At 71.5% G+C, this 25,696-nt stretch carries 24 protein-coding genes and 1 tRNA gene; 11 read left to right on the plus strand and 14 right to left on the minus strand.

Features of this window, described 5'->3' with window-relative positions; genetic code table 11:
• Positions 1-9: 9 nt before the first annotated feature.
• The 6 genes from G6045_RS11220 to G6045_RS11245 are packed head-to-tail and all read left to right on the plus strand — an operon-like array spanning position 10 to position 6,937.
• Entirely contained in the window at positions 10-1,131 is a 1,122-nt protein-coding gene (locus G6045_RS11220) for a glycosyltransferase family protein (protein WP_165331730.1), read from the plus strand.
• On the plus strand, positions 1,128-2,033 hold the full coding sequence (locus G6045_RS11225) for an FkbM family methyltransferase (RefSeq protein ID WP_165331731.1): 906 nt from the start codon (positions 1,128-1,130) through the stop codon (positions 2,031-2,033). Before G6045_RS11220 ends, G6045_RS11225 begins: the two co-directional genes overlap by 4 nt.
• Positions 2,030-3,514 (plus strand): oligosaccharide flippase family protein, encoded by a 1,485-nt coding sequence (locus G6045_RS11230; RefSeq protein ID WP_165331732.1) that lies wholly within the window; start codon positions 2,030-2,032, stop codon positions 3,512-3,514. The genes G6045_RS11225 and G6045_RS11230 overlap by 4 nt, the downstream gene beginning before the upstream one ends.
• Entirely contained in the window at positions 3,499-4,671 is a 1,173-nt protein-coding gene (locus G6045_RS11235) for a glycosyltransferase family 4 protein (protein ID WP_165331733.1), read from the plus strand. The genes G6045_RS11230 and G6045_RS11235 overlap by 16 nt, the downstream gene beginning before the upstream one ends.
• Positions 4,668-5,723 carry a glycosyltransferase family protein gene (locus G6045_RS11240; protein ID WP_165331734.1) on the plus strand — a complete coding sequence of 352 codons (1,056 nt, stop codon included), beginning with the start codon at positions 4,668-4,670 and terminating at the stop codon, positions 5,721-5,723. Before G6045_RS11235 ends, G6045_RS11240 begins: the two co-directional genes overlap by 4 nt.
• Complete coding sequence (locus G6045_RS11245; RefSeq protein WP_165331735.1) at positions 5,720-6,937, plus strand: hypothetical protein; 1,218 nt, start codon at positions 5,720-5,722, stop codon at positions 6,935-6,937. Before G6045_RS11240 ends, G6045_RS11245 begins: the two co-directional genes overlap by 4 nt.
• Before the next feature lie 54 nt (positions 6,938-6,991).
• On the opposite strand, the gene G6045_RS11250 is transcribed toward G6045_RS11245, so the two are convergent.
• From G6045_RS11250 to G6045_RS11280, 7 genes are all read right to left on the minus strand, one after another.
• Entirely contained in the window at positions 6,992-8,041 is a 1,050-nt protein-coding gene (locus tag G6045_RS11250) for an LCP family protein (RefSeq protein WP_165331736.1), read from the minus strand.
• A 3-nt stretch (positions 8,042-8,044) separates the two neighbouring features.
• A complete protein-coding gene (locus G6045_RS11255; protein WP_165331737.1) occupies positions 8,045-8,896 on the minus strand; it encodes an FkbM family methyltransferase in 852 nt (283 codons plus the stop codon).
• Between the two features lie 33 nt (positions 8,897-8,929).
• Positions 8,930-10,081: a glycosyltransferase family 4 protein gene (locus G6045_RS11260; RefSeq protein WP_165331738.1), complete on the minus strand. Its 1,152-nt coding sequence runs from the start codon at positions 10,079-10,081 to the stop codon at positions 8,930-8,932.
• A complete protein-coding gene (locus G6045_RS11265; protein WP_165331739.1) occupies positions 10,078-10,815 on the minus strand; it encodes an FkbM family methyltransferase in 738 nt (245 codons plus the stop codon). Before G6045_RS11265 ends, G6045_RS11260 begins: the two co-directional genes overlap by 4 nt.
• Positions 10,812-11,621, minus strand: a complete 810-nt coding sequence (locus G6045_RS11270) for a WecB/TagA/CpsF family glycosyltransferase (RefSeq protein WP_165331740.1) — start codon at positions 11,619-11,621, stop codon at positions 10,812-10,814. Before G6045_RS11270 ends, G6045_RS11265 begins: the two co-directional genes overlap by 4 nt.
• Before the next feature lie 114 nt (positions 11,622-11,735).
• On the minus strand, positions 11,736-13,232 hold the full coding sequence (locus G6045_RS41385; RefSeq protein WP_235967794.1) for an MraY family glycosyltransferase: 1,497 nt from the start codon (positions 13,230-13,232) through the stop codon (positions 11,736-11,738).
• A gap of 14 nt (positions 13,233-13,246) precedes the next feature.
• A complete protein-coding gene (locus tag G6045_RS11280; protein ID WP_165331741.1) occupies positions 13,247-14,287 on the minus strand; it encodes an NAD-dependent epimerase/dehydratase family protein in 1,041 nt (346 codons plus the stop codon).
• Positions 14,288-14,465: 178 nt separating this feature from the next.
• On the opposite strand from G6045_RS11280, the gene G6045_RS11285 reads away from it, so the two are divergent.
• Both G6045_RS11285 and G6045_RS11290 read left to right on the plus strand, forming a co-directional pair.
• Positions 14,466-15,752, plus strand: coding sequence for a nucleotide sugar dehydrogenase (locus G6045_RS11285; RefSeq protein ID WP_235967795.1), 1,287 nt, complete (start codon positions 14,466-14,468; stop codon positions 15,750-15,752).
• A gap of 159 nt (positions 15,753-15,911) precedes the next feature.
• Positions 15,912-18,194 (plus strand): (Fe-S)-binding protein, encoded by a 2,283-nt coding sequence (locus tag G6045_RS11290; protein ID WP_165331742.1) that lies wholly within the window; start codon positions 15,912-15,914, stop codon positions 18,192-18,194.
• A gap of 157 nt (positions 18,195-18,351) precedes the next feature.
• Here G6045_RS11290 and G6045_RS11295 read toward each other — a convergent pair whose 3' ends face one another.
• A complete protein-coding gene (locus G6045_RS11295) occupies positions 18,352-19,032 on the minus strand; it encodes a hypothetical protein (protein WP_165331743.1) in 681 nt (226 codons plus the stop codon).
• 293 nt (positions 19,033-19,325) lie between these two features.
• Between G6045_RS11295 and G6045_RS11300 the strand changes: the two genes are divergently transcribed.
• Positions 19,326-20,249, plus strand: a complete 924-nt coding sequence (locus tag G6045_RS11300; RefSeq protein WP_165331744.1) for a Yip1 family protein — start codon at positions 19,326-19,328, stop codon at positions 20,247-20,249.
• Positions 20,250-20,326: 77 nt separating this feature from the next.
• Here the strand turns inward: G6045_RS11300 and G6045_RS11305 are convergent, their stop codons facing one another.
• The 3 genes from G6045_RS11305 to G6045_RS40855 all read right to left on the minus strand — a co-directional run bounded on the left by G6045_RS11305 (position 20,327) and on the right by G6045_RS40855 (position 21,677).
• Positions 20,327-20,824: a phosphoribosyltransferase gene (locus G6045_RS11305; RefSeq protein ID WP_165331745.1), complete on the minus strand. Its 498-nt coding sequence runs from the start codon at positions 20,822-20,824 to the stop codon at positions 20,327-20,329.
• A 19-nt stretch (positions 20,825-20,843) separates the two neighbouring features.
• Positions 20,844-21,419 (minus strand): dCTP deaminase, encoded by a 576-nt coding sequence (gene dcd / locus G6045_RS11310; RefSeq protein WP_165331746.1) that lies wholly within the window; start codon positions 21,417-21,419, stop codon positions 20,844-20,846.
• A 96-nt stretch (positions 21,420-21,515) separates the two neighbouring features.
• Positions 21,516-21,677, minus strand: a complete 162-nt coding sequence (locus G6045_RS40855; RefSeq protein ID WP_206343604.1) for a hypothetical protein — start codon at positions 21,675-21,677, stop codon at positions 21,516-21,518.
• 239 nt (positions 21,678-21,916) lie between these two features.
• Here G6045_RS40855 and G6045_RS11315 point away from each other — a divergent pair.
• Positions 21,917-21,990: transfer RNA gene (locus G6045_RS11315), tRNA-Gly, on the plus strand.
• A gap of 52 nt (positions 21,991-22,042) precedes the next feature.
• Here G6045_RS11315 and G6045_RS11320 read toward each other — a convergent pair.
• Both G6045_RS11320 and G6045_RS11325 read right to left on the minus strand, forming a co-directional pair.
• The gene (locus G6045_RS11320; protein WP_165331747.1) at positions 22,043-22,393 is read right to left on the minus strand and encodes a hypothetical protein; all 351 of its coding nucleotides are present in this window, start codon (positions 22,391-22,393) and stop codon (positions 22,043-22,045) included.
• A gap of 223 nt (positions 22,394-22,616) precedes the next feature.
• Positions 22,617-22,796 (minus strand): hypothetical protein, encoded by a 180-nt coding sequence (locus G6045_RS11325; protein ID WP_165331748.1) that lies wholly within the window; start codon positions 22,794-22,796, stop codon positions 22,617-22,619.
• 368 nt (positions 22,797-23,164) lie between these two features.
• On the opposite strand from G6045_RS11325, the gene G6045_RS11330 reads away from it, so the two are divergent.
• Entirely contained in the window at positions 23,165-24,148 is a 984-nt protein-coding gene (locus G6045_RS11330; RefSeq protein ID WP_165331749.1) for a helix-turn-helix transcriptional regulator, read from the plus strand.
• An 18-nt stretch (positions 24,149-24,166) separates the two neighbouring features.
• On the opposite strand, the gene G6045_RS11335 is transcribed toward G6045_RS11330, so the two are convergent.
• Positions 24,167-25,618 carry a class I tRNA ligase family protein gene (locus G6045_RS11335; RefSeq protein WP_165331750.1) on the minus strand — a complete coding sequence of 484 codons (1,452 nt, stop codon included), beginning with the start codon at positions 25,616-25,618 and terminating at the stop codon, positions 24,167-24,169.
• Positions 25,619-25,696: the final 78 nt, after the last annotated feature.

The raw sequence follows: 25,696 nt of genomic DNA on the forward strand, positions 1-25,696 counted from the left end.
AGCCGTGTCATGACATCGCCCACCGTTCTGCACCTCACCAATGACGCGCAGCCCGAGGTCCACCTCGGCTTCGGCAAGGCGTTCGGGGATCTGGCCGCCGACGGGCTGCTCACGCATGTGCCCGCCGCACCCGTGGCCCTGCTCTCCCGGGGACGTGACGAGGCGCTGGCCGAGATCCACCGAGTCGCCGAACAGGCACGCCCCGAGCTCCTTTTCGTCCGGACGCCCGGCCGCTTCCCCTGGACCGATCAGGACGTCGCCGGCCTGCTGCGGCGCCTGGGTTCGCCGACCGTGGTGCTGTGGGAGGGCGATCCGTGGGGCGGGCGCAAGGCGGTGCCCGCTTCGCTGGCCGCCTGGCTGCGTCATGCCGACACCGTGTTCACGGTGGGGCTCGGCATCCAGGCGCGCGTGCTCGGACAGCACACCGCACGGCCGGTGCGCTACATCTCGCAGACCGTTCCTGAGCGGTTGTGGACGGACACCCCCGTGCCGGACGCGGACGACGTGGCGTACGACGTGATGCACATCGGCAGCTGCTTCGTGCGCTTCGGTGTGCTCGAACGCATCGACGGTGCCCGGCAGCGCAGCCGCATGGTGCGCTCGCTGCAACGGCTGCCCGGCTGCCGGTTCGCCGTGCACGGCAATGGCTGGCGCGGGCCCGGCGCTCTCGGTCCGGTGCCGTTCGACGACCAGGTGCGGGCGCTGCGCAGCGCCCGGATCAGCGCCAACTGGGACCACTTCGCGGGCCGCGACGGCTACTTCTCCAACCGGCTGCCGATCAGCCTGTACGCGGGACGTCCGCACGTGACCACGCGCCCCCTCAACACACCGTGGCTGCCAGGACCCGAGCACGGCCTCCACTGCGTCGACTCGCCCGCCGAGGTCGTGGACCGCGTCGCCGACCTGCTGCGCTCCGACCCCGGCGAGCTGCACCGTGCCGGCCTCGCGGGACACGACTGGGTCCGCACCCGGCTCACCAACGGCAACGCCCTGCGGTACATGCTCGGCGCCTACTTGGACGTACCGCCGCCGCCCGCCGATCCGTGGGAGGCGATCGCCGCCATGGACCCGCTGCCGGCCGGCGGCGGGCGCACCGGACGGCACGAGCTCGGGAAGGGAGCCCGTACATGAGCGCCACCGCCCTCGCCGCCCTGAAGAACAACGCGGCCGCACCGGCCCTGCTCCGCACCCGCGACGCGCTGATGCGCTCCCGTGCAGTGCAGCGCGCCGTGCGCACGGGAACGCTGCGCGGATACATCCCGCAGCACGTCTGGGAGCACCTGCGGCCCACCGGCGTCTGGACCGTGCACGCTCCGGACGGTGCGCCGTTCTGGTACGCGTGCGATCCGGACGACGTGCTCGCGGGTGTCGTCGTCTGGTCCGACCTCGCGGTGTGGGAGGAGGAGACCCACCCGCTGCTCCACCAACTGGCGCGCACGGCACGCGGATTCCTCGACGCGGGCGCGTACGCCGGGCTCTACACGCTGCTCGCCTGCCGGGCCAACCCCCGACTGCGGGCCGTGGCGGTCGAGCCGAACCCGGTCGCGCAGCGGATCCTGCGCCGCAACATCGCCGTCAACGCTCTCGAGGACCGCGTACGCGTGGTCCCGAAGGCGCTCTCCGACGCACCCGGCACCGCCCGGCTCGCCCTGCCGCCCCGGATCACGATGGCATCCCTGGAGCGGACGGCCGACAGCACGCACGGGGTCGACGTGCCGGTGACGACCGGGGACCAGGCGGTGGGCGAGCAGCCGATCGACCTGGTGAAGATCGACGTGGAGGGCTTTGAACCGCAGGTCCTTCGCGGGCTCGCGCGCACGCTGGAGCGCGACCGTCCGGTGCTGTTCACCGAATGCCTGGACGCCCGGGCCCTGGAGCAGGTCACCGCCACAGCCCGCGAGTTCGGGTACACCTGGGTCCGCCACCTCGGCCCCGAAGGACCCGCCCCCGTGAGCCCCGGCATGTCCCCCACGGCCCACCACCGCAACTTCCTCCTGGCCACCGGACCCGTCCCCGGAGCAGGCCGGGCATGACCAGTGCGCCCGCCGCCCACCGCATCGGCGCCGTGCTCGGCTGGAACTACGGTGGCGCCCTCGCCTCCGTCCTGCTGCAGCTGGGCTACACGGCATGGACGGCACGCACGGCTTCGCACGGTGCCTTCGGCGCGTACGCCATCGGCCTGACGCTCACGCAGCTGCTCGGTCTCTTCGCCCAGGCGGGTCTGGCCACCTGTGTGCTGCGTTCCGTGCGGCTGACCAGGGCCGAACTGCGGGCGGCGCAGCGGATCGCGCTCGTCACCGGACTGGTGTGCTGTGTGCTGGCCGAGGTGGCCGCGCCCCTGCCGGCCCGGCTGTTCGCGCTCCCTGAACTCACCCTCGCCCTGCGGGTCCTGGGTCTGCAGTTCCTGCTGCTGCCGCTCGGCACCGTCCTCCTCGCCGCACTGCGCCGCGAAGGCCGCCCCCGTCAGGCGACGGTGGCCGAGCTGACCGGGCAGGTGGCCGGGTGCGTGGTGTCCGTGGCCCTGCTCAGCCGCGATGCCGGACCCGCCGCGCTCGCCGCCAACCCCCCGGTGGCGGCCCTCGTGACGTACGCCGTCGCCCGCGCCTCCGCCGCCTCGCTGCAACTGGTCCAAGGGGATGCGGTACGGGCGCTGCCGCTGATCCGGCTGTCCGGCTTCCTCACCCTCTTCGCCCTGACCCGGTCCCTCGCGGGCAACGCCCCGCTGTGGTGCGCGGGGCGGCTCCTCGGCCCCGGGGCGGCCGGTCTCTACTCACGCGCCCAGCTCCTTGCCGACGTACCGCTGAACGTCATGGTCAAGGGCCTCAACCAGGCGGCGGTGCCCGCGCTCGCCGAACGCCGGGGCCAGGGGCGGGAGATCCGCACCGCCGCGGGCACCCTCGTCGACTCCGCCTCGGTGGGGCTGCTGGCCTTCGGCGCACTGGCCGGCGCGGGGCCCGCGGCGCTCGGCCTGCTGCTCGGCCCCGGCTGGGAGGGGGCGGCGGATTTGGTGCCCGCCCTGTCGCTGCTCGCCGCGCTGCAACTGCTCTACGCCGCCGGATGCTCCCTCGATCTCGCCCGCGGCGCCCGCCGTGCCATGGGCACCCACCAGGCCGCCGTCCTCGTCGTCACGGCGGCCGGGCTGCTGCTCGCCTGGCGGTGGCCCTCCCCCGTCCTCGTCGTCGGCGCCGCGGTCGCCGGGCTCACCGCCGGGCACACCCTGCAGCTCGTGGCCTGGCGACGGGCCGGCCTCATCGAGCTGCCGACCGCGCTGCGCAGCCATGCCGTGCACGCGACCGCGGGCTTCTGCCTTGCCCTGAGCGGCGGTTGGGGAGCGGCGCGGTTTCCGGGGGGTGCGGCGCTGCCGGCCGCACTGCTCGCGATGGTGCCGGTCGCGGCCGTGCTGTGGCTGCTCCGCGACCAGGTGCCCGCCTACCGCGCGGCCCGGCGGCTCGGACTGATCCGCGCACCAAGGCCCCGTACGGAAAAGGAAGAACCCGCATGCGTATCGCCCTGACCGGCCCGGTCGACCTGGCGCCCCTGCGCGAGGCCCTGGGATGCGCGACGCCGGAGGTGTACCCCGGCCCCTCCACCGGCTGGCTGGCGCGCACCTGGTGGGAGCAGGGCCATGAGGTCACCGTCGTGGCGCTCAGCTCTCAGGTGGGCGAGCAACACACGTACGGGGACGGGTCGTTGCGGCTGGTCGTGGTGCCGATGCGGGAGCGCGGCCGCGCGCGGGACATGTTCCGCGCCGAGCGCCAAGGGCTCGGCGCGGCGCTGCGGGAGCAGCCGGTCGACGTGGTCAGCGCGCACTGGACGTACGAATTCGCCCTGGGCGCCCTCGCCTCGGGCCACCCGACCTGCGTCACCGCACGGGACACCCCTTGGCGCTACGCCTGGGAGATGCGCAGCGCCTACCGCTGGTGGCGGCACACGATGGCCGTGCCCGCGACGTGGCGGGCGACCGCCGTGAGCGCCAACAGCCCGTACACCGCCGCCCACTTCCGTCGCTTCCTCGGCGTACGCCGCCCGATCGAGGTCATCCCGAACGCCGTACGCACCGACGCGCTTCCCTCGGCCCGGGCCCCCGAGCCCGGCACGGCGCCGGTGTTCGCGACCGCGTCCCAGGGCTGGGGACGCTGGAAGAACACCGCGGCCGCGCTGCGGGCGTTCGATCTCGTGCACGAGCAACTGCCCTCGGCCCGTCTCCTCATGTTCGGGGCGGGACACGAACCGGACGGACCGGCCGCGACGTGGGCCCGGGCCCGCGGGTTCGCCGCCGGGGTGGAGTTCGCCGGCCGGCTGCCGCACGCCGCCATGCTCGAGCGGCTCGCGGCCGAGGCGCATGTCCTCGTGCACCCGTCGCGTGTGGAGTCCTTCTCCATGATCTGCGCGGAGGCGATGGCCCTCGGCATCCCCGTGGTGGCGGGACGCAGGAGCGGGGCGGTGCCGTGGGTGGTCGACCGGGCCGGTCACCTCGTGGACGTCGACCGTCCCGATCTGATGGCCGAGGCGATGCTGCGGCTCGCGCTCGACGAGGAACACCGGCGGGAACTGGGCGAGTTCGGCCGTACGCGCGTGCGCACCCACTTCTGCCTGGACGACACCGCCCGGGCGTACACCGACTGGTTCGCCCGCACGCTCCGCCTGCCCGCTGTGGAGGAAGCCCGATGACCGCACCGCCGCTGGTGCTTCAGCTCAGCAATGACGTACGCGACGACGGACCCGACAACCGCTTCGTCCGCGCCTTCGCCGAGCTCGCCGCCGAAGGCCTGCTCCGCCACCGCTACCTCGCCCCGGCGGTCACCCCCGTCGATCTGCGCGAGCTCGCCGAGGCGGAACCGCCCGCCCTGGTCCTGGTCCAGTCCCCGCAGTCACGCGCATGGACGGAGCGGCAGATCGACGAACTGCTCGGCGCACTCGGCGGGCCCCCGGTCCTCGCCTGGGAAGGTGACGCGTGGGGCGGCCCGCTCAAGCGGCCGCGGCAGAGCAACCTGCGGTGGCTGAGGCGCTCTTCGGCGATCCACAGCGTCGCCGTGGGCGCGCAGGCGGACCTGCTGCACTGCGCCACCGGAGTGCCGGTGCACTACGTCCCGCACGCGGCGCCGCTGCGCTTCTGCGCCGACGGCGAGGACCCCGGTCCGCTCACCTCCCGGGTCGCCTTCCTCGGCACCCGGCGCACCTTCCTCGGCGTCGAGCTGCTGCCCGACGACGGCGAACGCCTCGCGCTGGTGCGGCTGCTCGCCCGCACCGAGGGCTGCGACCTCGCGGTGTACGGGCGCGGCTGGGGGCGGAAGCCGTACGCGTACGGCGGCGTGCCGTTCCTCGGCCAACTCGGCGTCATGCGCCAGGCATCGGTCACGGCCGGCTGGGACCGCTACCGCCGCCACACCGGCTACGCCTCCGACCGCCTGGCCATCTCCCTGTGCGCCGGCCGCGTCCACGTCACCTCGCGCCAGCCCGGTCTCGACTGGCTGCCGGGGCCCGAGGACGGGCTGCACCTGGCCGACACCCCGGAGGAAGCGGCCGACACCGTACGGCAGTTGCTGGCCCAGGAGCCCGAGGAGCTGCTCGCGCGTGGGGCACGAGGGCGTGCCTGGGTACGCGAGCACCTCACGGAGACGCACGTCCTGCGCCACATCCTCTCGCCGCACCTGGGGCTCGCGGCCCCGCCTGCCCCGTGGGTCCGCACCGCCCGCACATCCCCTCTGAGGCAGGCACGATGAGCACGGCCCGCCGCCTTGCCGCCCCCCTTCTCCTGGCTCTGCTCCTCACCGGCTTCCACAGCGCGAACGCCTCGCAAAGCTGGGGCTTCAACAACGACAGCTACCGCTACAGCCGGGCCGCCCTCGAGTTCCTCGGCCTCCCGCGCGGGGAAGCGCAGGTGAAGGCACGGGACGCCTACTGCGCCTCCCGGTCCGAGCTCACGGCCTGCCTTGCCGCGAACCCGCAAGGCGTGAAACCCGACCACCCCCGCTACGAGCGGATCTTCGACACCCGGCCCGGCTACCCGCTGCTCGCCGCACCCTTCATCGCGGTGTTCGGCGCGCTCAAGGGCCTCTGGGTGCTGTCCTTCCTCCTGACGGCGACCTCCGGCCTCCTCACGTACACCTTGCTGCGCATCAGCGGGCTGAGCCGCCTGCCGTCCCTCGCGGGCGAGGCCGTGCTCCTGACCGGCGGCCTCGGCTACTGGGGTACGCGCGCGCTCGCCGACAGCCTCGTCACCCCGTGCCTGCTGCTCTGCGGCATCGGCTCGGTGTACGTCCTCATGGGGCGGCGCAGGGCCGGACTCGGGGCGCTTCTGGGCGGGCTCCTCGTCCTGGCGCTGACCAAGTACTCGACGGCCCTGCTGCTCGCGGTGACGCTGGCTGCCGCGAGCGCGTTGTACGCATGGCGCACGACCCGGCACGTCCCACGGCGCTTTGCGCCGACGACGCGGACCGGCGAACGGCACCGCGCCTGGACGACCCTGACCGTCGCATCGGCGGGGGCGGCCCTGTGGATCGGGGCCGTGACCGCGCTGCTCGGCCTTCCGGCGGCGAGCGAGACCATGCAGGACACGCTCACGCGCTACTTCACGCGCCCCGACGTCCCCGATCCGGTGCAGGGGATGCTGGCGCTCGAAGTGACGTACTGGCCCACCTGGTTCCACTACAACGTCGGCTTCGCCCTGTTGCTCGGCCTGTGCCTGTGGGCCCTGTGGCGCCACCGCCCCCAGCTCCTGCCGATCGCCCTGGCGACCGGGCTCACGGGTCTCGGCACCGCCTTCGCCCATCCCCTGCTCGAGGAACTCGACCGCCTGTGGGTCGTCGCGTGGGTGCCGGTGGCCCTCGGTGTTCCGGTGCTCGTGCAGACCCTGGGCAACCGCGGCGGGGCGCTGCTGCCCCCGGCGCGCTCCGCACCTGCCGCACGGGAGCCGGACCGGACGCTCACCCCCTGAGTGTCCGGTCCGGGCTCCGCTCAGGACTTCTCTGCGCTCAGGACATCTCTGCGCTCAGGACTTCTCGAAGTACGGGCGGTCGCGATGCCCGTCCTTGTCGTACGCGTTGTAGAGGTGCCGCGGCAGTGGCCTGTCCTCACGCAGCGCCTTGAACAGGGCGCGCGCCTCGTCCTCGACCGGCTCGTAACGGCCGATGTAGTCCGGGTGTTCGGTGGCGGGCAGCGTCACCGTCCTGATCGCCTGCGGCGGCAGGCTTCGGGCGCCGCTCAGGAGCGAGTACAGCTCGGCGGGCGAGTCCATCCCGTCGTCCGCCGTCAAGGACGAGGTGACGGCGTCGAGCACGGGATAGAGCCTGGTCGGCGAGGTGAGCGTGCCGGCGTCGATCACCTTGCGGCTCAGGTCCTGCATGAACTGCTTCTGCCGCTCGATGCGCTGCAGATCGCTTCCGTCGCTCACCCCCAGACGCGTCCGTACGAAGACGAGCGCTTCCTTGCCGCTCAGGAGCTGCCGTCCCGGCCGCAGGGTGACGCCGTAGTCCGGGTCGTCCACCGACTCGTGCACGGTGGCGGGCACGTCGACCTCGACTCCGCCGACGGCGTCGGTGACCTTCATGAACCCGGAGAAGTCCACCACCAGGTGATGGTCGACGCGGATGCCGCTCATCTTCTCGAAGGTACGGATGGTGCAGGACGCACCCGCCCGCTCGTAGGCCCAGTTGAACTGGGCGTATTCGGCCGCTGTGCGATTGCCTTCGGCCGTCAGACAGGCGGGGATGTCGACCATCAGATCGCGCGGGATGCTCGTCATCGAGGCGGAGCGCCGGTCCGCGGACAGATGCAGCAGCATCGTGGTGTCCGCCCGGGTCGAGCCCCAGCCGGCCTGGCTGTCGGTGCCCAGGAGCAGGATGTTCTGCGCCTTGCCCGCCTTCGCGGGGCGTGAGCCGTGGTCCGCGCGCAGGGCGCGGGCCGTGGCCTCGTCGGTGCGGATGTTGCTGTCGAGGCGCGCGTAGAGCAGCCCGCCGGCGAGGACGGCCAGGACGAGCAGGCCCCCGCATACGTAGGCGGTACGGCGCAGCAGGCGGGAGCGGCGGGAGAGTTCGGTCATCGCTCAACCGCCGTGGGTGAAGAGGAAGTTGGCGTAGAACGCCGGCGGGACGAAACCCTCACCCGCCGGCACGGCGCCGCCCCGGCCCAGATGACGCACCGTCCGGTAGCCGAACTCCGCGGCGGTGGCGCGCAACCGCTCGAGGGCGGGGCCGTCCAGGCACTCGGCGATGATCGCGGGGCGGCGGGTGGTGAGCAGCCCCGCCATACCGCGCAGGATCTGCGGCTCGAACCCCTCGACGTCGATCTTCACCAGATCGACGGGGAGATCGCCGGCGATCGCGTCCGCCGTGCTCACCTCGACCTCGACACTGTCCACGGCGGCGGGCTCCTCGTTCAGGGACGCCGCCGTGGTGTCGTACGGGATGGTCAGGCGCGCGCGTCCGGGTACGTCGGAGAGCGCCTTCTCGACGACCGTCACGCGGTCGCCGAGACCGTTGAGTTCCAGATTGCGGCGCAGCATCGGCTGCGTCGCCGGGTTGGGCTCGAAGGCGAGGGCGCGCAACCGGGGGTTCGCCTGGCAGGCGAGCAGGGTGTAGATACCGGAAAAGGCGCCGATGTCGAGGAAGCAGCGCGCGGAGCGGGCCAGGTCGAAGAGCACCGGCTGGGTGCTCTCCTCCCAGTCCCGCAGATCGGTCCACACCACCCAGCGGGCCATGATGTCCCGTTCAGCGGCTTCGTACTGGAACTCGCTGCCGTCCGGGGCGTGTACGGTCCAGCGGCCGGTGGGCTGCAGCCTGCGCCAGACCTGTTGCGGCACCATGCCGCGCAGTGCCGCCGCGCGGGTGGCGCGCTGCAGACCGATCGGCAGGCGTACGGTGCCGCGGCTGGTGCGCACGGCTTCTAGCAGGCTCATGGTCGGCGGCTCCTCGGATGTCGCGTACGGGGTTCACTGAACGGGCTGCGGCGTCGGCCGCAGCCGGCGCCGCTGCCCGGTCAGGGCGAGCAGTCCCTCGGCGCCGCGGGCGAAGCGGACGGCCATCTCCTCGACGGTGTAGCGCTGTGCGTCGCACCGGCAGGCGCGGCGCAGCCGCGCCAGCTCCCGCGGCCGGCAGAGGAGTTCGACGACTTCGTCGGCGTAGGCCGGGTCGTCGACCACGAGGGCGTTGCGGCCGTGCTCGAGATAGCCGAACTCCGGGCCGTGGTAGCGCCAGGGCGTGGTGACCAGCGGGGTGCGCAGGGCGAAGGAGTCGACGGCGCACAGTCCCACCGCGCCGGGCATCAGAAGGACGTCCGAGACCGCGCCGAGCCGCGCCTTCCCCTCGGCGTCCACGGGCCCGACGTACACGGCGGACGGGCAGGACTCGACGAGCGCGCGCTGTTCTCCGGTGCCTGCGACGAGCAGCCGGAATCCGGGCAGCCGGGCGGCGATCCGCTCGGCTGCATCCAGCAGGAACGGGATGCGCTTGAGCTCGTCGACCGCCCCGATGAACAGTCCCGTACGTCCCGCCGTCAGGCCGTACCGCTCGCGCAGGGCCTGCGCCTGGGCCTCGCAGACCCGGTCGCGTGCGGCGGTGAGCGCCGTGGCGTCCAGGGTGTTCTGTACGACGGTGATGCGGTCGGCGGGCACTCCCGCCTGCCGCGCGTACTGTCCGCCCGCCTCGGTGTAGGCGAAGAACCAGTCGGCCCGGCGGGTGAGTCCGGCCTTCGCCCGGTGCTCGACGCCGGTGTGCGCCGAGACATGCGTATGCCCGTGCCCCCACAGGCCGACGGGCACCCGCCGGCGGGCGAGCAGCGGATAGACCCGCAGGTTGTGCAGCGACTGGGGGACGACGAGCGCGTCATGGGTACGGGCCAGCTCGCCGAGGCCGTGGTGCCACAGGAGTTCACGGCCGTGGATCTCGATCCTGCGCTGGCGCAGCTCCACGGCCCCGGGCATCCGCAGCTCGTCGCCGCGTGCCACGGAGATCCCTGACGCCCGGCCGTGCGCGACCGTCAGGCCGACTCCGCGACCGTCCAGTTCACGGCCCAGATGCTCGAGGAACGGCAGCCGGTACGCCGTCAGATACGGCAGCACATAGGCGATCCGTGGCTTCGTCATACGACGGCCTGCTCCTTGAAAAGGACCAGATCGCACTGCAGCATCTGCCCGCTCGCCGGATCGGTGAAGCCCGGGACGACCGACATCAGGGTCATGCCGAACTTCTTCTGGGCCTGGGCGAGCGCGTCGTTGAAGAGCAGGCCGCCCTCGTACAGCGGGACGAGGGAGGTTTCCAGCTGGAGGCCGGCGATCTCGTCGGCGATGTCGCCGAGTCCGCGCAGGACATGGGCCTCGAAGCCCTGGACGTCCAGCTTGAGGAAGATCCGCTCGCCGGGGGCCGTGACCTGTTCCCACAGGCCGTCCAGGCGCCGGACCTCCGCGTTCTGGCGGCCGGTGTACGTGGCGTGCGGGGCGGCGTCGCGGTGGCGCGGGAGCATCGGCAGGACGGAGCTGGATGCGCCGGAGTTGCCCGCGACGTTCATGACGGTGGTGCCGTCGGTGTCCCCCAGCGCGTACGGCAGGACCGTCCAGCGGTCGTCCTCCTGGGAGGCGGCAAGCAGATCGGTGCGCGGTCCGGTGAGCGGTTCGAAGGACACGATGCGGCCGTCGAAGCCGGCGGCGCGCAGCATCGTGCCGTAGCCGCCCGCGTGGGCGCCGACGTCGAGCACGGTGTCGATCTCGAAGCGGCGCAGGAGCTGGACGAGTTGAGGTCCCGACCAGCTGCCGGGGTAGCGGCAGATGTCGATGCCGAAACGCTGGACGGCGCGGCGGGTGCGGTGCAGCAGGGTGGTCATGAGCGGGGGCCCTTCGTCGGGGTACGGAATGCCGCGAGCAGGAAGCGCGGATGTCCCCAGAGCACCCGCCGCCACAGCCGCCGTGGTTCGCTGCACAGCCGGAACAGCCATTCCAGGCCGGTGCGTTGCATCCACCCGGGCGCCTGCGGCTTGTTTCCGGAGACGAAGTCGAAGGCGGCGCCGACCGCGACGTACACGGCCGGGTGCAGGGCCGCGAGGCGGGCGGCCTCGTGGTCCTGCTTGGGGGTGCCGAGGCCGAGCCAGACGATCTGGGCTCCGGACGCGGCGATACGGGCGCTCTGCGCGGCGCGTTCCTCGTCGGTGAGGTCGCGGAAGGGCGGGGCCTCGGTGCCGACGATCCGTGCGCGCGGACAGCGCGTCTTCAGCTCCGCGGTGAGGGCGTCGAGGACCTCACGGGTCGAGCCGAGGAGGTAGTGGCGCAGGCCCACCGCCTGGCCCGTGGCGAAGACGTCGAGGAAGAGGTCGGGCCCGTAGACCCTTGCGCGGGGCAGCGTACGGTCGCGGTGAACGAGACGGTTGGCCCACACCACGCCTTGTCCGTCGGGCAGGTTGAGGGCGGCCGTACGAAGGAGGCGGTGCAGGTCCGGGTCGGTGTCGGCGAGGGCGAGCGTGTACGCGTTGCACAGGTGCACATCGGCGGCCGCGCCCTGCGCCGCGAGCCGGACGACCGCGGCCGCACCCTCGTCCGGCGTGATCGCCGCGATGGGAACGCCCGCACAGGGGACGGTGGCGGCGGCCACGGCCGGGGGCAGCGCCGACGGAGGGCCGGTGTGGAGAGCGGTCATGGGCGGGGGCCCCTCTGGCCTAGGTGATGGCGTCCGCGTGCCGGCATGTCAGCCCTCTGGCCTCGGTGATGGCCTCGGTGATGACCTCGGTGATGACGTCCGTGTGCCGGCATCTCAGCCCCTCGCCAGGTCCGCCGTCGTGTGCCGTGCGCCCGGCTGGGCGCGGCGCGCGGCGAGGACGGTGCGGGTCAGGGCGGCGAGCCCGCGGCGCGTACGGCCCGTCGGCGCGGCGGACTTGGGGCCGCGCTGGGGCGCAACCGGACGTCCGGCGGCGGGAGTTGAGGATGTGCGGCCGGCCCCTGCGGGCAGGGGCGGGCGGTTGCCCCCTGCCGGCGCGGGCGAGCGGCCGCCGCCGGGCACGAACGTGCCCGCCGCGGGGGTGCCGCTGCCGCGCGTCGCCGGCACCGGCCGGGTGCGGGAGGCCCCGCCCGTGCGCAGCGCCAGCGTGCGCGGTCCGTCGGCCGTGCGGGCCGCGGCCGCCACGGTGCGCGGACCGCCCACCGGGCGCTTGCGCACCGCGGTCGCCGAGCGGGGCGAGCCGGTGGCCCGCACACCCGCGACAGGCATACGTCCCGCACCCGCGGCACCGGGACGCGTCGCACCGCTGACCGCCGTACGCCCCGCACCCCCGAGCCGCGCATGGGCCCCGTACACCGGGACCTTGAGAAGAGCCCAGAGGCCGCCGACCACCGCGAGGAGCAAGGGAGTTGCCGCGCTCGGGCCCGCCACGCCCCGGTGCATCAGGAACGCCGTCAGCGTGCCCGCGAAGGCCACCGCGCCGAGCACCACCGCGGCCCCCGGCACCGTGAACCCGACCCGGCGAAGGCGGTGGGCGGTGTGGTCGGTGCCGCCGAGCAGCAGCGGACGGCCCGCGCGGCGGCGCGAGACGATGACCAGGGCGGTGTCGGCCGTGACGACCACGGTCAGGGTCAGCAGTCCCGCCGCGGTGGGCAGCACCTCGTGCCCGGTGTGCACCGCGACCGCGGCCGAGGCGAGCAGGAAGCCCGTGAACAGCGAGCCGCAGTCGCCGAGGAAGATCTTGGCCGGATGCCAGTTGTGGCCGAGGAAACCGCCGAGCGCCGCGGCCAGCACCGTCAGGACGAGGGCCAGGTCGGCCCGCCCTTCGGCCGCCGCGCACAGCGCGAGGCCGAGCGCGGTGACCGCGCCCACCGTGCCCATCGCGCCGTCGGAGTTGTCGAGCAGGTTGAACGCGTTGGTGACGAAGACGATCCACGCCACGGCGCAGAGCCCGGCCAGGAACGTCAACCCGCTGTCGTACACGACGAAGAGCGCGGCCGCGCCCTCCACCACCAGGCGGATCCGTGCGCCGAGCGGCCGCATGTCGTCGAGGAGACCGAGCACGGCGACGGCCGAGGCGGCCCACAGGAGCCGTTCCGTGCCGGGGCCGAGCGGGGCGTACCCCGTGCAGCTCACCACGAGCGTGCCCGCGGCCACCGCGACACCGCCGAGGTGCGGGGTCGGCCGGCTGTGCGCCTTGCGGGCGCCCGGCCGGTCCAACCGGCCTGTGCGCAGCGCGAGTACGCGGACGAAACGGGTGAGCAGTGCGGTCAGGAGCACGGCGGCAACGGCCGCCACGAGGGTGTAGAGCATGGAGTTCAGTCCTGTCAGGCCCTCGGCGCGGAGGCGAGGTCCGAGGGGGCCGGGCGCGGGACACCCGGGGTGTCGGGCTTGTGGCGGCGCATCTCGGCGATCGTCGTGTCGAGGATCTCGTCGAGTCCGAACCGGGGCGCCCAGCCGGTGAGTTCGCGCAGCCGGGTGGTGTCGGGGACGCGGCGTTCCATGTCCTCGAACCCGCTCGCGTAGACCTGCTCGTACGGGATGAGCGCGATGGGTGAGGGGCTCTGCGTGCGGGCGACGACCCGGGCGGCGAGTTCGGCGATGGAGGTCTCCTCGCCGGTGCCGACGTTGAAGATGCCACCGACCGCGCCCGGGTGGTCGAGGAGCTTGAGCAGCGCGTCGACCACGTCGGCGACATGGGCGAAGCAGCGGCGCTGGCGGCCGTCGCCGTGCACGGTGAGGGGTTCGCCGGCCAGGGCCTGGCGCACCAGGCGCGGGATGACCATGCCGTACGCGGGGGACTGGCGCGGGCCGACGGTGTTGAAGAGCCGCACGACCGCGACGGGCAGGCCGTACTCGTGGTGATGGGCGAGCGCGAGGATCTCGTCGACGGCCTTCGCGGTGGAGTACGACCAGCGCGCGACGCCGGTCTGGCCGAGGATCCGGTCCGCGGTCTCGGCGACCGGGCCCGCGCCGTTCTTGCCGTAGATCTCCGAGGTGGAGGCGAGCAGCAGCGGACGGTGGTGGCGGTGGGCCGCGGCGATCACGTTCTCGGTGCCGCGGATGTTGGTGACGAAGGACTTCAGCGGCTGCTCGACGATCAGCCGCACCCCGACGGCGGCCGCGAGGTGGATCACGGCGTCGCAGCGGCCGGTCAGATCGGCGACGAGTTCGGGCTGCAGGATCGAGCCGCGCACGAAGCGCAGCCGCGGATGGTCCATGACCGCGGCGAGATTGGCCAGGTCCCCGGTCGAGAGGTCGTCGAGCACGACCACGGAGTCGCCGCGGGCGAGCAGGGCCTCGGTGAGATGCGACCCGATGAAACCGGCACCGCCGGTCACCAGGTACGTCGTGGAGTCGCTGGCCATGAATCCGCCCGTTCTGTTGCGGTATCGGGGTGATGCAGCACGCACGCACCGGGTTCGAGCGCTCCATAAGCTAGTTCGCTATGTCCCAATATGTGGTGAATAACACGATCCGCTTCATTACATCTGACCGAAACACCTGATCGATCTCGATCAGATTCAGTCGAATTGAGGACAGCTCATGCAGCAGCGCATGGCCGTATCGGAAACCCCGTCGTCCGAGCGCGTCGTGGTCATCGGCCTCGGCTACGTCGGCCTGCCGCTCGCGCTGCGCGCCGCGGAGACCGGTCTGCGGGTCGTCGGCATCGACACGGACCGGCAGCGGATCAAGCGGCTGGCCATGGGCGATTCGTACGTGGAGGACATCGACTCCGCGCGGCTGCTCGCCGCGCTCGACGAGGGCCGGCTCCGGGTGACCGCCGATCCGGACGCGGCCGAGGGCTTCGACGTCTGTGTGATCACCGTGCCGACCCCGCTGCTCGACGGCGCCCCCGACCTCTCGTACATCGAGAGCGCGGCCCGTGCGATCGCCCCGCACATCCGCACCGGTTCGACCGTCGTCCTGGAGTCGACCAGCTACCCCGGCACCACCGAGGACGTGCTCGCGCCGCTGCTCGAAGCCGGCAGCGGTCTGCGCCCCGGCCGCGACTTCCACCTCGGTTACAGCCCCGAGCGGATCGACCCGGGCAACTCCCGCTGGCGGCTCGAGAACACGCCCAAGGTCGTCTCGGGCGTCGACGAGCAGTCCCTGGAGGCCGTCGAGGCCTTCTACGACCGGATCGTGACCCGCACGGTCCCGGTCACCTCGACCCGCACCGCCGAGCTGACCAAGCTCCTGGAGAACACCTTCCGGCAGGTCAACATCGCCCTGGTCAACGAACTGGCCCTGTGCGCACGGCCGCTCGGCGTGGACATCTGGGAGGCGGTGGACGCGGCGGCCACCAAGCCCTTCGGCTTCATGCCCTTCTACCCGGGGCCCGGCGTGGGCGGGCACTGCCTGCCGGTCGACCCCTCGTACCTGTCCTGGCAGGTGCGGCAGCAGCTGCAGCACGACGTCCGGTTCGTCTCGCTCGCCCAGGAGATCAACGACGGGATGCCGGAGCAGGTCGTCCGCCGCGTCGAGACCGGTCTGGGCCGCCCGCTCACGGGCCGGCGGATCCTGCTGCTCGGGCTCGCGTACAAGAAGAACACCGGAGACGTACGCGAATCCCCCGCCGTCGACATCGCCGAACTGCTCCTGGCCCGCGGCGCCCGCGTCCGCGCCGTCGAGCCCTACGCCGATCCGTTCCGGCTGCCGTCCGAGGTGCTGTGCGTGGAGCTCACGGCGCCGGAGCTGCGCGAGGCGGACGCCGTGATCATCGCCACCGATCACGACTGCTTCGACTACGGCCTTGTGACGCGCGAGGCCGGTTACGTCTTCGACACCCGCAACCGGTGCGCCGGCGCGCAGAGCGTCGAGCGGCTGTAGCGGGCCCCGCGGCCCAACCAAGGCAGACCTCAGCGACACAGATCACCGTGAGCCTGGCTACATTGCACCATCGGAAGTGGGTAGGCTCAGACGAGCCGGGTAAGTTACCGCTTAGTAATCTTCACTGAAGCCCCCGCCTCGCAGGCCCGAGGAGCCCTCATGCAACTCGCCGCGATCATCGTGTCGTTGGTTCTGACCGTGATCGGCGTCGCGCTCATCGCACGCGCCATCGGCCAGTTCGTCCGCTACTTCAAGCTGGGCCAGCCGCTGCCGGCGGGCACCCGCAAGGACAATCCGTATCAGCGCAGTGTGACGCTGGTACGGGAGTTCCTCGGACATACCCGGATGAACCGCTGGGGCATCGTCGGGTTCGCCCACTGGTTCGTGGCGATCGGCTTCCTGACGCTGCCGCCGACCCTGGTGCAGGCGTTCGGTCAGCTCTTCAAGGCCGACTGGATGCTGCCGGTCATCGGTGAGTGGCTGCCGTTCGAGATGTACACCGAGTTCATCGGTGCGATGACGATCATCGGTATCGCGATCCTCATCACGATCCGGGTGTTCAGCCTGCCGACGCGGCCCGGCCGCAAGTCCCGCTTCCAGGGCTCGAAGGCCGGCCAGGCGTACTTCGTCGAGGCCGTCATCCTCACCATCGGTCTCGCGATCTACGTCCTGCGCGGACTCGAGGGCGCGCTGCACCACGTCGAGGGTTACGAGGCCGGGTACTTCGCCTCGTATCCGCTCGTGCTCGCCTTCAAGGGCCTGAGCCTCGGGGTGCTGCAGAACCTGGTCTACCTGGTCGCGATGATCAAGATCTCGGTCTCCTTCATCTGGATGATCGTGGTCTCGCTCAACACCAACATGGGTGTGGCCTGGCACCGTTTCCTCGCCTTCCCCAACATCTGGTTCAAGCGCAACGCGACCGGTGAGGTCGCGCTGGGTGCGCTGCAGCCGATGACCTCCGGCGGCAAGGCGATCGACTTCACCGATCCCGGTGACGACGACGTGTTCGGTGTCTCGCAGGTCGAGCAGTTCAGCTGGAAGGGTCTGCTCGACTTCTCCACCTGCACCGAGTGCGGCCGCTGCCAGTCGCAGTGCCCGGCCTGGAACACGGGCAAGCCGCTCTCGCCCAAGCTCCTGATCATGTCGCTTCGCGACCACGCGCACGCCAAGGCGCCGTACCTGCTTGCCGGTGGCGGCAAGGACATGGAGGGCACCGAAAAGGCTTCCGCGGAGCAGCTCGCGGAGGTCCCCGCCACGGCTCTCGCCGAGGCCGAGCGCCCGCTGATCGGCACGCTCGAAGAGAACGGCGTCATCGACCCCGACGTCCTGTGGTCCTGCACCACCTGCGGTGCGTGTGTCGAGCAGTGCCCCGTCGACATCGAGCACGTCGACCACATCGTCGACATGCGCCGCTACCAGGTGATGATCGAGAGCGCGTTCCCGTCCGAGGCGGGCACGATGCTCAAGAACCTGGAGAAGAAGGGCAACCCCTGGGGTCTGGCCAAGAAGCAGCGCCTCGAGTGGCTCAAGGAAGTCGAGTTCGAGGTGCCGGTCGTCGGCAAGGACATCGAGGACCTGACCGAGGTCGAGTACCTGTACTGGGTCGGCTGCGCGGGCGCTCTCGAAGACCGCGCCAAGAAGACCACGAAGGCCTTCGCGGAACTCCTGCACATGGCGGGCGTCAAGTTCGCGATCATGGGCGGCGACGAGAAGTGCACCGGTGACTCCGCACGGCGTCTCGGCAACGAGCCCCTGTTCCAGGAGCTCGGCATGGAGAACGTCATGTCCCTCAACGCCGCGTTCGGCGAGGAGATGGACGACGACGGCAAGGTCACCGAGGAGTCCCGTAAGCCGAAGTCGGCGAAGAAGATCGTCGCCACCTGCCCGCACTGCCTCAACACGCTCGGCAACGAGTACCCGCAGCTCGGCGGCGACTACGAGGTCATCCACCACACGCAGCTGCTCCAGCACCTCATCGACGAGGGCAAGCTGATCCCGGTCACGCCCGTCGAGGGTCTGATCACCTACCACGACCCGTGCTACCTGGGCCGGCACAACAAGATCTACACGCCCCCGCGCGAGATCATGTCCGCCGTCCCGGGCCTGCGTCAGCAGGAGATGCACCGCCACAAGGAGCGCGGCTTCTGCTGCGGCGCCGGCGGTGCGCGGATGTGGATGGAGGAGCGGATCGGCAAGCGCATCAACACCGAGCGCGTGGACGAGGCGCTGTCGCTGAACCCCGACATCGTGTCGACCGCCTGCCCGTTCTGCCTCGTGATGCTCACGGACTCGGTCAACGGCAAGAAGAACGACGGTCAGGCCAAGGAGTCGCTCCAGGTCGTGGACGTGGCCCAGCTGCTGCTCGACTCGGTCAAGACCCCGGTGGATCCGGCGGGGTCGCAGGAGACCGAGGACGCTCCGGAGCCGGAGCCGGTGAAGTAACGGCTCGGACAGCCGAGTTGCCCGCTCGGACAGCCGAGCTGCCCGTACGAAAGAAATAGCTGACTCGTACGAAAGAAATGACTGAGGGGCCGCCCCGTGCCGGCCCCTCAGTCAGTTTGTGGGATGCCCTCCGGACTCCGCCCGGGCTCCGCCGGCCTCAGCTCGCGCGGCGCCGCAGCACGGCAAAGCCCAGGCCGGCCGCCCCTGCCGCGGCGATGCCGCCGCCGGCGGCGACCAGGGGGGCGCTGACCGGGCGGGAGGCCTGCTGCTCCTGCGTACCGGCGCGGACGCGGCCGAGCGGTGTGGTGACCTGGCTCTTGTACGAGGAGGCGCGGGCGCCGCCGGGGTGGTCGGCCGAGTGCTTGTCGGCCGAGCGCTTGTCGGCCGAGTGCTTCTCGATGAGCCGGCCGTGCATGTCGTACACCCAGCTGCAGCCGCGCCCCCGGCCGTCGATCACGACGAACTTGGATGCGCCCCCTGCGCGTCCGCCTCGTCCGTCTCGTCCGTCTCGTCCGTCTCGTCCGTCTCGTACGAGCTTGTACGTCCAGCCGTCATTGACGGTGCTCGGGCTGCGGGGGTCGACCGAGCCGAGGAAGCCGCCGTTCGGCATCGCGATATCGACCCGGAGGCCCTCCGCGCCGCTGTGGACGAACCTGGCGGTGCGGCCGTCGGGCATGGTGATGCGGGTGCCGTCGGACTCCTGGACGGACGCGGAAGCCGCGTACGCGGTCCCGGCCGGCAGCGCGAGCACGGCGACAACACCGGCCGGCACGGCCAGCGCGGCGACGGCTCCGGTGCTGACGGCTGCGGCGCGGATGGCGCGGCGGGTGACTCGCATGACGTCCTCGTGGATCTCGTACGGCGGTCGCGGCCCGTGCGGGGCGACCTCTTCGAAGGTACGAGGGCGAGATCCGCGTAAGCCGTACGTAATGTAACGGACGCCCCGAAATTGGACCTCAACTATGTAAATCAGCCCGTATTCAACGAACACGGTGCCGCCCCGCACGGGCCGGACGTCAATACGGCCACCCCCTCAGGGACCCCCTAGGGGTTGTCACAGCTCAGCCGCAAAGGGACCGCATTGTGGCCGCCCCGGCCCCGGGCACAGCAGAACCAGGTACGTTCGATGACGTGGCTGGATTCAGGATCGGCCGCGGCAACCGGGGCAACCGTCCCCAGTCCCCGCGCCCGCAACACAACCCGCAGCAGCCGCCGTACGGACAGCAGCAGCCGTACGGCCGCCCCGCCGCGCCTCCGTACCCTCAGCAGCAGCAGTACCCCGGCGGGTACCCGCAGCAGCCCGGTCAGCAGCAGTGGCCGCAGGCCGGCGGTCACCCGGGGCAGGGGCACGGTGCGCACGGGGAGCCGGAGTACTTCGGTGACCCGTACCAGCAGCGGCAGGACCCGTACGCGGCGCACAACAACCCGGGTCACACCCAGGCCTTCTCCGTCGGCGAGGACCCGTACAGCCAGGGCGGTACCTACCGCGCCGGCGCGGCGCCCGCGCCGATCGGGCCGCGGCTGCACTGGAAGCAGCTGCTCAGCGGGGTGATCCTGCGCCCGAACCAGACGTATCTGCAGATGCGCGACCACACCATGTGGGTCCCGGCCGTCCTGGTCACGTTCCTCTACGGACTGCTCGCCGTCTTCGGCTTCGACAGCGCCCGCGAGGACGCGATCAACGCGACGCTCGCGACCAGCGTCCCGATCGTCCTGACGACAGGTGTGGCGATCGTCCTCAGCGCCTTCGTGCTCGGCGTCGTGACCCACACCGTGGCCCGCCAGCTCGGCGGCGACGGCGCCTGGCAGCCGACGGTCGGCCTCTCGATGCTGATCATGTCGCTCACGGACGCGCCCCGCCTGATCTTCGCGATGTTCCTCGGCGGTGACGCGCCACTGGTGCAGATCCTCGGCTGGGCCACCTGGATCGGCGCCGCGGCGCTGCTCACGACGATGGTCTCCAAGTCCCACGACCTGCCCTGGCCCCGCGCCCTGGGCGCGAGCGCGATCCAACTGATCGCGATCCTCTCGATCATCAAGCTCGGGACGTTCTAGGGCTTTTGGGCGCGAAAGGGGCCGGCTGATCCGATCAGCCGGCCCCTTCGCTCATGCGCGCCTATACGCGCCCAGTGCTATGCGTCCAGCACCTGACCGTCCCGCTGCACGACGGGCGGCTCCACGCTCCAAGGGAAGTTGATCCACTCGTCCGTGCGCTTCCATACGTACTCGCACTTGACCAGCGAGTGGGACTTCTCGTAGATCACGGCGGAGCGGACCTCGGCGACCGTGTCGAGGCAGAAGTCGTGGACGAGCTTCAGGGTCTTGCCGGTGTCGGCGACGTCGTCCGCGATCAGGATCTTCTTGTTCGAGAAGTCGATCGCGTTGGGCACCGGGGCGAGCATCACCGGCATGTCGAGGGTGGTGCCGACGCCCGTGTAGAACTCCACGTTGACCAGGTGGATGTTCTTGCAGTCGAGGGCGTACGCCAGACCGCCCGCGACGAAGACGCCGCCGCGCGCGATGCTCAGGACGATGTCGGGGCGGTAGCCGTCGTCGGCGATGGTCTGCGCGAGTTCGCGGACCGCCTTGCCGAAGCCGTCGTAAGTCAGGTTCTCGCGTACGTCACTCATGCTGTTCTCGAACCTGTTCTCAGACCTGGGTGCGGTGGAAGTTGAGGAAGGAGCGGGAGGCGGTCGGGCCCCGCTGTCCCTGGTAGCGGGAGCCGTAGCGCTCGCTGCCGTACGGGAATTCGGCCGGCGAGGAGAGCCGGAACATGCAGAGCTGGCCGATCTTCATGCCCGGCCAGAGCTTGATCGGCAGCGTCGCGAGGTTCGAGAGTTCGAGGGTCACATGGCCCGAGAAGCCGGGGTCGATGAAGCCGGCCGTGGAGTGCGTGACCAGGCCGAGGCGGCCGAGCGAACTCTTGCCCTCCAGACGGCTGGCGAGATCGTCGGGCAGCGTGATGACCTCGTACGTGGAGGCCAGCACGAACTCGCCGGGGTGCAGGATGAACGGCTCGTCGCCCTCCGGCTCGACCGTCCGCGTCAGATCGGCCTGCTCGATGGCGGGGTCGATGTGGGGGTAGCGGTGGTTCTCGAACACCCGGAAGAAGCGGTCGAGGCGCACGTCGATGCTCGACGGCTGCACCATGGATTCGTCGTAGGGATCGATGCGTACCCGCCCGGCATCGATCTCGGCCCGGATGTCCTTGTCTGAGAGAAGCACGTCCCGAGGATACGCAGAGCGCGCGGGCCCGCCGAAATCCCGGCGGACCCGCGCGCTGTTGCTCGGTGTCCGTGCCCAGTGTTGCCTGGGCTGCGTTCAGTGTTGCTTGGCCGCTTCCACCGGCACGGCATGCCGGAGCCGGGCGCAGCGAGGACAGCGGATCAGCCGTCCGGGGCCGAGACGATCGGCCTGCTGCATCGGAAACGAAACGGTGCTGAACACGTGCCCCTCGGCACAGCGGACGACGGTGCGCTCCATCAAGTCCTCGGGTCCCTTCCCCACGTCGTGACGGCGAAAGCTCACATTACGGGATGAAAGGGACGCTGCTCCAGGCGGCACTCCGCTCTCCAACGGTACGCCTCAACTCCGGTACCCCGCACCCGGTTCCACCTCCGGGCCGCCGGGCGGGCGAACGCCGACGGCCCCCGGTCTCTGCACCGGGGGCCGTCGATGGGGTATCGTGTGCGACGATGCGCTGGTCATCGGCCGCGTGTCATGCGGGTGTAGTTTAATGGTAGAACATCAGCTTCCCAAGCTGAGAGCGCGAGTTCGATTCTCGTCACCCGCTCCAGTAGAAACCCCCAGGTCCTGGACCCGGGGGCTTTTTGTTGTCCGCGCCGCTGCTAGCGCTCGAGGACCGTGAGTCGGAGCGCGAGGGATGGGGAGTCGGGCTTCGGGAGGCGTGCTGAAAGGCGTTGGGCGATGCCGAGGGATGCGGGAGCGTGCACGATCAGCCGGCGCGGGGGCTCCATGAGGCAGGCGATGGCGGCGAAGACGTCCAACAGGGCGTTGGAGAGGCCCGTGGCCCCGGTCAGGTCGACGGTGATGTCGTCGCGTCCCTCGCTGAGCAACGCCGCCAGGTGCTGAGTGACCAACGCTTTGCGTGCGCCTGTGGCTTGCCCGTACAACCACACGGTGGAGGTGTCCGGGTCGACCTTGACCGGCACGGAATCAGTGCGTGATGTGGCATCCATGCTGCTCCGAGCTGCGATGCGGGAAGGGCGCGGAACCACCGCGCAGGGATACCGCTGGCGGTGGGCTCTCCCGATCCCAGTTCTCGGCGCCGGATGGTCGCTTCGATGCGCTAACAGCGGCGCCCATCTACGGAGTTCCGCCCACGGTACGCCTCGCGTCACTCTCCGCGCATGGCTATGCACGCTTGCGCTGATGGAGGTCTGCCACGCCGGCGCGCGAAGGTCAGCTCCAGCCGGGCTCTTCGGTGGTCGAGGCGGCGGAGGCGGCGGAGGCGGCGGAGGCGGTCGTCGTGACGGTCCGGTCCGGCGTGGTGGGTTGACCGGTGGAAGCCGTGGCGTTGCCGCCGAGGGAGAGCACGACGAGGGCGGCGGTGACGGCGGTCATGACAGCGGCGCGAAGCATGGGGTCCTCTTGGGTGTGTGGGCTCGACAGTCCGAGTGAGCCGGGCACCTGGGGTGGCCCGGCCCGACTGATCCTGCCGGGCCGACCGCCGGACAGACAGGGAAATCCACCGGCACGAAGGATCACGGCACAAGCATGCCAACGGCGGCCCCGCCGACATCGGCCCCGCGAACGTCCGTCCCCCGGACAGGGATTGCACCGCCACCGGCGAATGATCAACACTGTGCGTCGGCATCGATGACGATGAGTGTCGATGCCGCCGTGCGACAGGGGGGAACCTGCCGCGTCGTAAGGAAGAGGCCGCCGACGACGTCGGCCTTCGCCGTGCACCGCCGTGTTCCGCGGTGCCCGATCGAGGAGCCGTGCGCATGCTGACGTCGTTCGGACTCACGGAGCACACCGACCGTCTCTACCGGTTCGCTCTCGGCCGGCCCGGCTGTCCGGTGCGGCAGGCCGCGGCCGAGTTCGCCCTGCCGGAGGCGGAGCGGGACGAGGCGCTGGAGGAGCTGACCCGGCTGGGGCTGCTCGCACCGTCCTGGCGGTCCGACGGCCGGCTGCACGTGGTGAGCCCGAAGGCCGCCATGGACACCCTGCTCGCCTTACAACAGGCCGAGATCGCCGAACAGAACCGTGCCCTGGCCCGCAGCCAGGCCGCGGCCGAGATGCTGCTCGCCCAGTACTCCGCACAGCACGGCGACGAGGAGGAACTGGCGGTCGAGCAGTTGCAGGGCGTGGACGCGGTCCGCGCCCGGATGTCCGACCTGGCCACCCGGATCCGTACCGAGTCCCTGGCGTTCATGCCCGGGGGCGCGCAGCCTCTCGCGGGTCTGCAGGCGAGCAAGGGCGCCAGCGCCGAACTGCTCGAACGGGGCGTCAAGATCCGCACGGTGTATCTGGACTCCATCCGCAATGCCCCCGGGACGCTGGAGCACGCCCAGTGGCTGACCCTGCGGGGCGCCGAGGTGCGCACGGTGCCCGCGCTGCCGATGCGGCTGTGGATCGCCGACCGGGAGTTGGCGATGGTGCCGATCGATCCCGCGGACAGCGCCGCGGGTGCGGTGCTCCTGCGGCAGCCGGGTGCGGTGGCGGCGTTCCTCGCGCTGTTCGAGGCGGTGTGGGCCACGGCGGTGCCGTTCGGCGAGGCTCCCCGCAAGAGCCTGGACGACCCTCTTTCCCAGCCGCGTGAACTGCTGCGGCTGCTCGCCCAGGGGTATACCGACGAGGCCGCCGCCCGCCGGCTCGGCATATCGCTGCGCAGCGAACGGCGGTTGATCTCCGAGCTCATGGAGAAACTGGATGCGCAGAGCCGCTTCCAGTTGGGGCAGCGGGCTGCGGAGCACGGGTACATCTGAGGTCCCGTGTCCCGTGCATCACGGCCGCTCGTGGAAATAGACCGGGACGGATTCGGGGAGCTTCGTTCCCGGCGGTACGAGGCGGTCGGTTTCGGCTGCGGACCAGGGCGGGATCCCGGACTCCTCGTCCAGGGGGATGCCCAGGTGCCCGGCGAGGAACACGGACCAGTCCGGCATCAGCGGGGCCGCCGTCACCGCGCAGGCGGCGAGGAGTTCGGCGTGCGCGACGAGCCTCGCCTCGTACGCGGACCTGAGTTCCGTACCGCCGAGGAGCCGCAGCTGCCGGAGGTCGGCGACCGCCCGGTCCACCGTGGTGGCCAGCGCTTCGGCGGCCTCCTGCGGGGAGAACGTCTCGGCTGCCAGCGCCTTTCGGGTACGCCGGACCAGCTCGCGCCGCTCGGCCGCCGGCGGCCCGTGCGGGGCGGCCCCGGGGACGACGCTCCCGAAATCCTCGGCGAGCAGGTCGAGGACCGTGTCGGTCCAGGCGTCCAGACCGTGGGCAAGCACGGTGGAGACCGTCTCCGCGTACTCCCGCTCGAAGGCGGCGCTCCGCTCCGGTACGGAGCCGGTGAGGCAGAGGTGGAAGCGGAGCGCGTCGGTGTTCGGTGGCGTGGTTTCGGTGGAGGGCGATGCGGGCGGTGGAACGGTCTCGTCCACGATGAGGTGAGGGGTCAACGCGCCTTGCGGTAGCGGGTGTTCGGCCGTGTCGGGGGTGTTGACCGACGCCAGGGCAGGGCGCAGTACGGCGTGCAGGAAGGCGCGGCCCGGGCCGGCGAAGTCGACGACCTGGGCGGGGCCGCCGGAGACCTCCGACTCGCCCACGGCCTCCGCGTATCCGGCGAGCTCACCGAACCAGTCGGCGATGACCTGCCCCTCCCAGCCTGCCGACGGCACCGGTATGCCCTGAACGCCCTCGCAGCTCACCGGGACGGCGGGCAGCGTGCCGCTCACCACCTCGGACAGATAGCGGCGGAGCGCCGGCGGGCGCCGCTCCCCGGGGTGGGTCCCCAGGTGTGCGCGCCGTTCCTCCAACGGCAGGACGAGCCTGCGCCGTTGGATCCGGGTGGGGGCCGCACCGCACGCGGCACACCGTGGTGCGGTGAGTCCGTTCGCGTCCTGCGGCCGTCCGCACGCGGGGCAGGACATGCCGTCGCAGCGCGCGGCGCAGGACCAGCAGCGGCCGCGTACCTCCGTCTCCTGCAGGAACCGGCTGCACGGTCCGCACCGGAAGACCGTCACCTCCCGCTCCTGCCACGCTCCGGCCTCCGCGAGGAGGCGGAAGAGCCGCTGTACGCGCTCGGGGCGTGGCGCGGTGCCGTGTCCGGCATGACGTACGCGGTGGCCGCTGCGGCGCAGATGGCGTTCGAGCACGTCGGCGCCGAGCAGCGCGGAGGACTGCCCCGGGTGCGGTCCGGCGGCGGATACGGCCGGTCCGCTGGTGATGACGTACGACATGGCGTGCGTGCTCATGGCGGGATTCCTGGGTCCGGAGGAGGAGAAGAGGAGAAAGGGGAGGAAGAGGAGCAGGGGGGAGGGGAGGAAGGGAGG

The sequence above is a fragment of the Streptomyces mesophilus genome (assembly GCF_011044995.1).
In the GTDB taxonomy this organism is placed as follows: Bacteria; Actinomycetota; Actinomycetes; order Streptomycetales; family Streptomycetaceae; genus Streptomyces; species Streptomyces mesophilus.